Annotated in this window: 4 protein-coding genes; 3 read left to right on the top strand and 1 reads right to left on the bottom strand. The window is 70.1% G+C overall.

Annotated elements, in window-relative coordinates:
- On the top strand, positions 1 to 442 hold a 442-nt coding region (locus GT354_RS10600), incomplete at its 5' end, for a trypsin-like serine protease (RefSeq protein ID WP_161356031.1).
- A 136-nt stretch (positions 443 to 578) separates the two neighbouring features.
- On the opposite strand, the gene GT354_RS10595 is transcribed toward GT354_RS10600, so the two are convergent.
- Positions 579 to 1472, bottom strand: a complete 894-nt coding sequence (locus GT354_RS10595; RefSeq protein ID WP_161356030.1) for an SDR family oxidoreductase — start codon at positions 1470 to 1472, stop codon at positions 579 to 581.
- A 223-nt stretch (positions 1473 to 1695) separates the two neighbouring features.
- Between GT354_RS10595 and GT354_RS10590 the strand changes: the two genes are divergently transcribed.
- Both GT354_RS10590 and GT354_RS10585 read left to right on the top strand, forming a co-directional pair.
- On the top strand, positions 1696 to 2283 hold the full coding sequence (locus tag GT354_RS10590; RefSeq protein ID WP_161356029.1) for a TetR/AcrR family transcriptional regulator: 588 nt from the start codon (positions 1696 to 1698) through the stop codon (positions 2281 to 2283).
- 221 nt (positions 2284 to 2504) lie between these two features.
- On the top strand, positions 2505 to 2783 hold the full coding sequence (locus tag GT354_RS10585; RefSeq protein WP_161356028.1) for a hypothetical protein: 279 nt from the start codon (positions 2505 to 2507) through the stop codon (positions 2781 to 2783).
- The last annotated feature ends 318 nt before the right edge of the window (positions 2784 to 3101 follow it).

The following is a 3101-nucleotide window of genomic DNA, read 5'->3' as shown; positions in this document are numbered from 1 at the left end:
CCAGTCCTCCGGCGGCACCGTGGCCAACGGCTCCCAGATCTACACCAATCCGTCCGCGGACCTCGCGCTCGTCCGACTCGACCGTTCCGTGTCGGCGACGTACTCCCCGCTGGGACAACCCGGTTCGGTGACCGTGGGCCAAGGGGTGCAGGTCTTCGGCTGGGGTGCGACGTCTCGGTGCGGCTCCGAGATCAACTGCCAGTCCCAGTACCTCAAGGTGGCGAACCTGGTGGTGAGCGGCGGCTGCCGTGACGCGTACAACGGTTCGGCGATCTGTGCGCGTCCCGGCAACGGCATTACCGCCGGCGGCGATTCCGGCGGTCCGATGACGGCGAACGGTGTGCAGGTCGGCGTGGCCTCCACCAGCGACCGACAGAGCACCACCGCCTATACCAACGTGACCGCGTACCGTACCTGGATCCAATCCGTCGCGGGCGTGTGAGAGTCGACAGTTCCCTCGCGGGCGGGTGACCCGACCCTGTCGTCCGCTCCCTCGACGGCGAGCGGACGACAGCCCGTGCACGGGTGGTGCCCGCGTCCGGGGCGCCGGCACCACCCGGTGGTGCAGAGGGAGGAGTTCAGTCGGTGTAGGCGCCGGCGAGGATGTCCTCGATCAGCGTCGGGCCGGTGGGTTCCCACCCGAGCAGTTCGCGGGTGAGGTCGCTGGAGCCGGTCATGGTCTGGCCGAAGAAGTGGCCGACGACGCCGAAGTGCTCCGCCGCGTCCGCGGGGTCGATCGAGGTCACCGGCAGGTCGAGCACCTTGCCGAGCGCCTCGGCGATCGTCTTGGTGGTGATCGCCTGCTCGGTGACCGCGTGCATGCGGGTGCCGGCCGGGGCGTGCTCCAGTCCGAGGCGGATGAGCCGGGCCACGTCCGAGACGTGTGCGGCGGACCACTCGGTGCTGCCGTCCCCGATGTAACCGGACACGCCCTGCTTGCGGGCGGCGGCGGTGAGCCAGTTCACGAAGCCCCAGTCGCCGCGACCGTGCACGCTCGGCGCGAAGCGCACCGCTATCGAGCGGATCCCGCGCGAGACCGCCTCCAGGGTGAGGTTCTCCGAGCCGCCGCGGTCCGCGCCCGGACCGACCTCGGGCGAGGCGTCGGTCTCCAGCACCGGGCGGCCCTGCAGGATGCCGGAGAGCCCGTTGGCGATGACGAACGGCTTGGTCGAGCCCTCCAGGGCGGCCAGGATCGCCTCCACCGCAGCGCGCTCGACGCGGTCGTTGCCTTGCGGGTCGGCCCAGTCGTGCTTGTTCGCGAGGTGTACGACCGCGTCGGCGGCACTCGCGCCCGCCCGGAAGGAAGCGGGGTCGTCGAGGTCGCCGCGCTGGACCTGCGCCCCCTTGGCCGCCAGTTTCGCCGCCGACGAGTCGGAGCGGGCGAGGCCGAGGACCTCGTGGCCGGAGCCGAGCAGTTCGTCCACGGTGGCCGAGCCGATCCAGCCGGTGGAACCTGTCACGAAGACGCGCATCGTGCGGTCTCCTTTCTGCCCTGACGGGCACAGCGTCGGCACTGCCGACTATTACGGGTCACGCAGCACCGAAACTAACGGATACGGTGCACGGTGTCCAGTAACTCTTCGTCGCGCGGTCCGCAGCGGCCGACCACAGTCGACCGGAACGGCGCCGGAGCTATTTGTGTACATGCTGTCTCGTAATATACGATCGCGGGACACGGCGTCCGATGGAAGGGGGATGGTGAACGAGCCCGGCAAAGTCGGCCGCCCGCGCAGCGAGGAGGCCCGTGCGGCGATCCTGCACGCCGTCGACGACCTCGTGGTCGAGTTGGGATACGGCGAGGTCACTCTCAAGGGCATCGCCCAGCGCGCGGGGGTTTCCCGTCAGACCGTCTACCGCTGGTGGACGACCAAGGCCGAGATCCTGCTCGAGGCGAGCGCGATCGACGCCCTGCAGGAGCTGGACGTGCCCGCGCACGACGATCCCGCGGACGATCTCACCGCCTACCTCGGGGCGCTGATCGCCTTTCTCACCACGTCCGACGCCGGCGTCGCCTACCGCGCCCTCATCGGCGAGGCGCAACACGACAAGGCCGTGCGCGACCTGTTGAGCGGCACCGACCCGATCGGATCGAGCGCGGAGGCTGTCATCGGCCGCGCACTGCCCGGCGACGCACTGACGATCCCGATGCCCCAGGCGACCGCCCTGCTGGTCGGGCCGGTGTTCTTCTGGATCCTCAGCGGAAGGGACTCGCGCGCACTCGAACCGAGCGCGCTGGCAAGCGACTTCCTGCGCCGAGCGGCCTCCTCGCCGACCGGGTCCTGAGCGGCGGGCACAGTTCACCCGCGGGTCGTCCGGCCCGGCCGAAACGGCCCCCGTGTGCTCTCCGGGGCGCCCGGACGGGCATCGACCGCCCGAGTGCGTCACCGCCCGACCGATACCGACATCGTGCAGTGTGACGCAGGTCACATCATCCGCGTCATACCGGGAGTCGTCACCGACCGTGTACGGGATGTCCGCATTTCGCACAGCGAAGGGATCTCGTCATGCGTCTCCGTAACCTCGTAGTGGGTCTCGCCGCCGGCAGCGCCGTCCTGGTCGGCCCCGTGCTGAGCGCCGCCTCCGCCCACGCCGCCCCGGCGACGGCCTCCTGCAACCACCCGTGCCACCCGCCGGCCAGCCCCGGTTACACCTACATCACCGACTACTACTGGGCCAGTTCCTGCAACGACACCGGCAACCAGGGGATCAACGCCCACCGCTGGTCGACCTACCAGTGCACGGGCGGCGGGCAGTTCGAGAACTACGAGCTGTGGGTGAAGTAGCCACCCCGACACCCCGGTACCCCCGACGGCCCGCACTCCCCGGCCGCGTCGCCGTCGCTCCTCGTCGTCCCCACCGACCCGCCGTCGGTGGGGACGATGTGCGTCTTCGGGCCTGCCTTCGGCCCCGCCGGGAGGCAACCCAAAGCCAACCGTGAGCGAGTCTTTACACGCCGTGGAGGCCCGACGGAGACCCCAGGCGAGTTTTCACGCCTCGCCATCGGCCGAATCCCGCCTCGACATCGAGTAGTTCGTGACGATGGGTGATCCTTGCCCACCTCCACGTGAACATCCACTCGGCGCGCACGGCCTGCGGCGCCG

The organism is Streptomyces sp. SID3343 (assembly GCF_009865215.1).
In the GTDB taxonomy this organism is placed as follows: domain Bacteria; phylum Actinomycetota; class Actinomycetes; order Streptomycetales; family Streptomycetaceae; genus Embleya.
This window is presented reverse-complemented; position numbering and strand designations above follow the sequence as displayed.

Bases quoted from the DNA above. Each gene is read 5' to 3' on its own strand.
- GT354_RS10595 (WP_161356030.1), bottom strand. From the start codon at position 1,472: ATGCGCGTCTTCGTGACAGGTTCCACCGGCTGGATCGGCTCGGCCACC.
- GT354_RS10585 (WP_161356028.1), top strand. From the start codon at position 2,505: ATGCGTCTCCGTAACCTCGTAGTGGGTCTCGCCGCCGGCAGCGCCGTC.
- GT354_RS10590 (WP_161356029.1), top strand. From the start codon at position 1,696: ATGGTGAACGAGCCCGGCAAAGTCGGCCGCCCGCGCAGCGAGGAGGCC.